Origin of the sequence: Limnohabitans sp. (genome assembly GCF_044361985.1) — a bacterium.
Taxonomy (GTDB): Bacteria; Pseudomonadota; Gammaproteobacteria; order Burkholderiales; family Burkholderiaceae_C; genus Limnohabitans_A.
Genome location: NZ_JBIKHV010000119.1, coordinates 1 through 5,922, shown reverse-complemented (window position 1 = coordinate 5,922; position 5,922 = coordinate 1). Strand labels below are relative to the sequence as shown.

The window sequence follows — 5,922 nt, the reverse complement described above, 5'->3', positions numbered from 1 at the left end:
ATCAGCCATGGGCAGTCGGTTTGGGGCGCTTGCATAGGCATCAGCCTGGCATGGCCGTGGTGCAACAAAGCCGTGCCTTGGGCCTTGCTGATGCCTGCATATTGAAAGCAAGTGTTCGGGTCTGTGATGCGGGTGATTTTTTCCACCATTGGCGCATAGCTTCGTGCGTAGTTGAGCAGAGGCAACCACAAGCTTGTCAGCAGCAACCAGCAAAGGACCGCACCACCTGCGGGCAGCACCAGGCTTTTCCAGATGGCAGCGCGGTGGTAACCGGTGCGCCACCTCACCAGCATCGCCCAAGCCACAGTGGCTGCCAGTGCCAGGGCGAACGCAGCGGTTGAAAATTCGGGCACAAACTCCGGTGCCAGGCGCGCCACATTGGCCGCTGTTTTGGCAGGCATGCCAGTTTGCATGGCCACCCAGACCACCCACATGGCGAGTGCGCAGAAGCTGAAAAACAGCAAGGTGAACCAGTCGATCAATGCACCGAGGCTGCGTTTAAGCGTGGGCAGCGCCAAAGCCGCCAAAGTGGCAATGGCGGGCAATGAAGTCAGCAGCGCGCGGTCAGACAAACCCGTGAACCAGGTAGCGCCAATCGTGACCAGCGCAAACCACAGTGGCAAGCCCAGGTGCGGGTAGCGCCAGACTTGCGACAGTTGCCCACGCCAGCGCCACAGTGCCCACAGTGCCAGGGGCCAGGCAGGCCAGGTGAACCAGGCGAGCAACTTGCCCAGCAAGTGCAGGTCGAACATGCTGTGAGGCACTACACGCCAGCGCCACAAGTCCAGCGCACCGGCGGTGGTCACGCACAGCAGGCATATCAGGGCCAGCAGGCCCACATCGAGCATGCTCAAACGGCGTTGGGCGGGGTCAGCTTGCGCTGAAGCGCAAATGACCGAGCCCCCGATGCCCAGCCAAAGCGCCAAAGTGGGTGCACCAGACAGTGTCAGGCCCAGCATGCCCACGGTGACGGCCACAGCACTTTGAATGCGGTGGCGAGTCCATGTGGACAAGCCAAAAAACAGCAAGGCGGCAAAACACAATTGGCTGAGTGCGGGGGAGGTTTCGTGTGACAGCCGAGCCAAGCCCAGGCAGGCCAACAGCGCCAATAAACCCCCATCGGCCATGGCGCGGGCGTAGTCCGCTGGTTTGGCTTCGCCTCCAAATGCAAAGGCCACTGGCTGAGCCGCAGGGTGACGGGTCAGTGCATACACCGCATACCAAGTGGACGCCAAGGTGGCGCTCAACATGGCGATGAAGGGCAGTCGGGCAAAGACGTCTTCCAGGCCTTTGGGTGCCCATTGAATGAACAGGGCGCCCAACCAATAAGGCAGCAAGGCCAGGTTGCTGTCAGGGCTGCCCAACAGCATGGGTTTGAGCCAGCTGATGGCCTCGCCCATGCCGGGTTGTGCCAATTGCAACATGTAGCCAAAGGCTTCGATGTCTTGCGCTTTCCAAGGCGCCCGGCCCCAAAAGCCCGGCAGGACATAGGCCACACACAGCAAAAGCAAGGCCAGACGCGGCAGTCTGCGCACGGCGCTTTGGGCAACGATGGCGGGGGTGGGATGGTTCACAGGTTCAGAAGATATCAGTTTGCAGCCGCTTGGAAGAGGGGGGCCGTTATCAGGGGTGCGTGCACTGGCCACCGCAGCCCCCTTGGGGGTGCCTCAATACAAAAAGGGCAGGCCGGTGACCCGGGCTGCCCTTTGAGGGGTAACAAATAAAAGATTATTTGGTGACGGTGGTCTTGCCGAAACGGTTGCGGAATTTCTCCACGCGGCCACCCATGTTGTCGACCGACTTTTGTGTGCCGGTGTAGAAGGGGTGTGATTCGCTGGTGGTGTCCAGCTTGTACCAAGGCAGCTCGCGGCCGTCTTCCATCTTGATCATTTCCTTGGTGTTGGCGCATGAACGGGTCACGAACTTGAAGCCATTGGACATGTCTTGGAAGCAAATTTCACGGTAGTTGGGGTGAATGCCTTTTTTCATGATGAATCCTTTTATTTTCGCTACGGGAGCCACTCTTCAGCCTATCTGAGAGCACTTTCCGCAAAACCTGTCGATTATAGGGTATCAGCCGCCGCGTCGCATCATGTCGAAGAACTCGGAATTGTTCTTGGTCGCCTTCATGCTCTTCAAGACCATTTCCATGGCTTCGATCTCGTCCATGTTGTACATGAACTGTCGCAAGATGCGGGTTTTTTGCAGCACTTCAGCCTGCAACAGCAATTCTTCGCGTCGGGTGCCGCTGCGGTTGAGGTTGATGGCCGGGAACACGCGCTTTTCGTACAAGCGACGCTCCAGGTGGATTTCGCAGTTGCCGGTACCCTTGAATTCTTCAAAGATCACCTCGTCCATCCGGCTGCCGGTGTCGACCAGGGCGGTGGCAATGATGGTCAAGCTGCCGCCTTCTTCAACATTTCGGGCCGCACCAAAGAAGCGCTTGGGGCGCTGCAGTGCGTTGGCGTCCACACCACCTGACAACACTTTGCCCGACGAGGGCACCACGTTGTTGTAAGCACGGGCCAGGCGGGTGATCGAGTCCAGCAGGATCACCACGTCTTTTTTCAGTTCAACCAAGCGCTTGGCACGTTCAATCACCATCTCTGCCACGTGCACATGGCGCGAGGCGGGCTCATCAAAGGTGGATGAGATGACCTCGCCGCGGACGCTGCGCTGCATTTCGGTTACTTCTTCAGGGCGCTCGTCGACCAGCAACACCATCAGATGCACATCGGGGTAGTTGGCCGTGATGGCATGCGCGATTTGCTGCATCATCACCGTCTTGCCTGACTTGGGTTGAGCCACGATCAAAGCGCGCTGGCCACGGCCCAAGGGGGCAATGATGTCGATCACGCGGGAGGTGATGTTTTCTTCGCCTTTGATGTCGCGCTCAAGACGCATCTGCTCTGTGGGGAACAGGGGCGTCAAGTTCTCGAACATGACTTTGTGTTTGTTGTTCTCCGGCAAATCCCCGTTCACCTGGTCGAGCTTGGTGAGGGCAAAGTAACGCTCGCCGTCTTTGGGGATGCGCACTTCACCTTCGATCATGTCGCCGGTGTGCAGGTTGAAGCGGCGCACCTGGCTGGGACTGATGTAGATGTCGTCGGTGCTGGCTGTGTAGCTGGAGTCGGGGCTGCGCAAGAAACCAAAACCATCGGGCAGGATTTCGAGCACACCATCGGCAAACACCTGTTCGCCCGCTTTGGCGCGTTTTTTGATGATCGCAAACATCAGTTCCTGTTTGCGCATTCGGCCGGTGTTCTCGATTTCGAGCGTGTCGGCTTGCTTCAGGAGTTCGGACACATGAAGTGCCTTGAGTTCGTTCAAATGCATGGGAATGGGCCTGTGTCAAAACGGACCGTAAGGGGGCCGTTTTCAGATAACCGGGTGGAAATATTCAGAACCGGATGCCGCCCGGGGTTGGGGGCTGGGGCTTCCGGCAATCAAGGCGTTGGTCCCTGTTCGGGTTGCCTAGGCGAAATTATGACAGGTTTTAGAGTGGTCCAAAAAACAAAAAACCGGGCACTTAGGCCCAGTTTTGCATGGGGCCCCGAGTGACAGGGCCCAAGCCGGTATCAAACCAGTTGCTGGTCGATGAAAGCGGTCAATTGTGATTTACTCATGGCGCCGACTTTGGTGGCGGCCAATTGACCGTCCTTGAAGATCATCAGGGTGGGGATGCCGCGAATGCCGAACTTGGCGGGAATGTCGCGGTTGTCGTCCACATTCATCTTGGTGATTTGCAACTTGCCTTCGTAAGCGCTGGCCACTTCGTCCAGGATGGGGGCAATCATCTTGCAGGGGCCGCACCATTCGGCCCAGAAGTCAACCACCACCGGGTGGCTCGACTGGAGCACCTCGGCTTCAAATGTGGCGTCGGTAATGTGTTTGATCAGATCGCTGGCCATGGCCTTTTCCTTGTGAACATTGAAGATGCGGCTAAAGTCAAAGCTATTTTGACAGAATCCCTCTGCACCTACTTGTCAGAGTGGCGTTGCCAACCTATTCCCTCATGACTTTCTCTTCCGCACCTTCAGTTTTATCCGACGCCCCCGTACTCCAGGTCGATGTGGCCATCGTGGGCGGTGGGCCCGCTGGCTTGATGGCCGCAGAGGTGCTTTCGCAGGCCGGCGTGTCCGTTCATTTATTCGATGCCATGCCTTCCGTGGGGCGCAAATTTTTATTGGCAGGCAAAGGCGGCTTGAACCTCACGCACGCTGAGGCCCCTGAATTGTTCCGCAGCCGTTATGGCGCCCCGCAAGCCCTTGTGGGGCATTGGCTCGATCAGATGGGCGCTCAAGCCGTTCGGGACTGGGCTCAGGGCTTGGGGGTGGACACTTTCGTCGGAACTTCCGGGCGTGTTTTTCCTAAGGAAATGAAGGCGGCACCCTTGCTCAGAGCCTGGCTGCAGCGGCTGAGGCACCCGACTTCGGGGGTGTCGGTGCAGTTTCATATGCGACATCGATGGCAAGGCTGGGCGGGTGATGGTCTGGTTTTCCAGCCCACGGGCCATTCGGGCGTGACTCGGGTTCATGCCCGCGCCACTTTGTTGGCTTTGGGAGGAGCCAGTTGGCCCCGTTTGGGGTCGGACGGCGCCTGGGTCCCCTTGTTGGCCGATCAGGGCGTGAGCATCTCGCCTCTTAAACCGGCCAATTGTGGTTTCGATGTGCTGGGGCGTGAGGGTCAAGGCTGGACCGAGCACTTTCGTCAACGCTATGCGGGCCATCCGCTCAAGTCGGTTTCGCTGAGGGTCGGTGCTGCCGATGGAATTCAGGATGGGTTGGCGGGTGAGGCCAGGTTCGAACGCAAAGGCGAATTCGTCATCACCGACACCGGGGTGGAAGGCAGTTTGATTTATGCCGCATCGGCCATGCTGCGCGATGACCTGACCCGAGGGAGTGCCCATTTCGTTCTGGATTTAATATCTGATAAAACAATCGACCAGGTGCGAGAAGCAGTGCGCTGGCCGCGGGGTAGCCGGAGTTTGTCCAGCCATCTCAAAAGCCGTTTGGGCCTGGAGGGTGTCAAGATGGGGCTGGTGCATGAGCTGTGCTTAGCCGAAACCCTTGCCGATCCCGAGGCGTTGGCGTTCAGCCTTAAAAATTTGGCCGTACCCCTTAAAAATCCCAGACCTGTGGCTGAGGCGATCAGCACAGCGGGCGGGGTTAATTTGGCGGGGATAACGCTTGGCGGAATGCTGGCGAGTCGTCCTGGGGTGTATTGCGCAGGTGAAATGCTGGACTGGGAAGCCCCGACCGGGGGGTACTTGTTGACAGCCTGTCTGGCCAGTGGTTGGTGCGCGGGCCAGGGTATTTTGGCGAATTTGTAACAATCTCACACAAACGGTGTATGCCTGTTGGCTGGGTGCTGCGTTGTTATCGGGTGAGTAACTTCATCCATAGAACGAGGTCGATATGACGCCAGAAGCTTCCCAGGAATACCAGCGCGCCGTTGAAGAGGCTGCCAACGCTTTCATGAAAGTGATGGCTTTGCGTGGTTTCAATGTCCGCGATTACCCCCAGAATTTTGTGTCTCAAATGGCTGGCCAGACACGTTTGGCCTTTGAGATCAACCGCAATGGCGCCCACAAGAACGCCGATGTCCTGGTCTCCGAGTTGCTGCGCGCTGCCCCTGTTGCGCCGCAATTGGTGACTTCGGCCAAAGTCAAATCCTTGCCTTTTCCTGCGCTGCGTCGGCGAATGGCCTGATTCGGATTGGGATTGGGATTGGGAGATTTTCGATGCGCCAAGTGGGACTTGTCAGGTTGCAAGTGGCCTTGGGCATCTTTAGGAATGTAAGTTGACGAGCCTTGACCCCGGCACTGGCTCCACAGTTAGGGCTGCTTGGTTCCCCACCTGACCCGGTTGGCCGCTTCACCATGCGGGAAGGCCCGTCAAAGCAGATTGTAGGCGAGCCGGT

At 58.0% G+C, this 5,922-nt stretch carries 6 protein-coding genes and 1 other RNA gene; 2 read left to right on the top strand and 5 right to left on the bottom strand.

All coding sequences use genetic code 11. The features are described from left to right. From ACIQ3A_RS13385 to trxA, 4 genes are all read right to left on the bottom strand, one after another. Nucleotides 1-1,574 (bottom strand): hypothetical protein (locus tag ACIQ3A_RS13385; protein ID WP_396432222.1); only part of this gene is annotated, 1,574 nt, incomplete at its 3' end. 154 nt (nucleotides 1,575-1,728) lie between these two features. Beyond that, nucleotides 1,729-1,989 (bottom strand): type B 50S ribosomal protein L31, encoded by a 261-nt coding sequence (locus ACIQ3A_RS13380; RefSeq protein ID WP_396432221.1) that lies wholly within the window; start codon nucleotides 1,987-1,989, stop codon nucleotides 1,729-1,731. An 84-nt stretch (nucleotides 1,990-2,073) separates the two neighbouring features. After that, the gene (gene rho / locus ACIQ3A_RS13375) at nucleotides 2,074-3,336 is read right to left on the bottom strand and encodes a transcription termination factor Rho (RefSeq protein ID WP_108407005.1); all 1,263 of its coding nucleotides are present in this window, start codon (nucleotides 3,334-3,336) and stop codon (nucleotides 2,074-2,076) included. Between the two features lie 242 nt (nucleotides 3,337-3,578). Beyond that, the gene (gene trxA, locus ACIQ3A_RS13370; RefSeq protein ID WP_396432220.1) at nucleotides 3,579-3,911 is read right to left on the bottom strand and encodes a thioredoxin TrxA; all 333 of its coding nucleotides are present in this window, start codon (nucleotides 3,909-3,911) and stop codon (nucleotides 3,579-3,581) included. 104 nt (nucleotides 3,912-4,015) lie between these two features. Between trxA and ACIQ3A_RS13365 the strand changes: the two genes are divergently transcribed. After that, complete coding sequence (locus ACIQ3A_RS13365; RefSeq protein WP_396432219.1) at nucleotides 4,016-5,332, top strand: NAD(P)/FAD-dependent oxidoreductase; 1,317 nt, start codon at nucleotides 4,016-4,018, stop codon at nucleotides 5,330-5,332. A gap of 85 nt (nucleotides 5,333-5,417) precedes the next feature. Continuing rightward, entirely contained in the window at nucleotides 5,418-5,711 is a 294-nt protein-coding gene (locus ACIQ3A_RS13360; protein ID WP_396432218.1) for a hypothetical protein, read from the top strand. Between the two features lie 90 nt (nucleotides 5,712-5,801). Here ACIQ3A_RS13360 and ffs read toward each other — a convergent pair. Beyond that, nucleotides 5,802-5,898, bottom strand: an RNA gene (gene ffs, locus ACIQ3A_RS13355) — signal recognition particle sRNA small type. Between the last annotated feature and the right edge of the window lie 24 nt (nucleotides 5,899-5,922).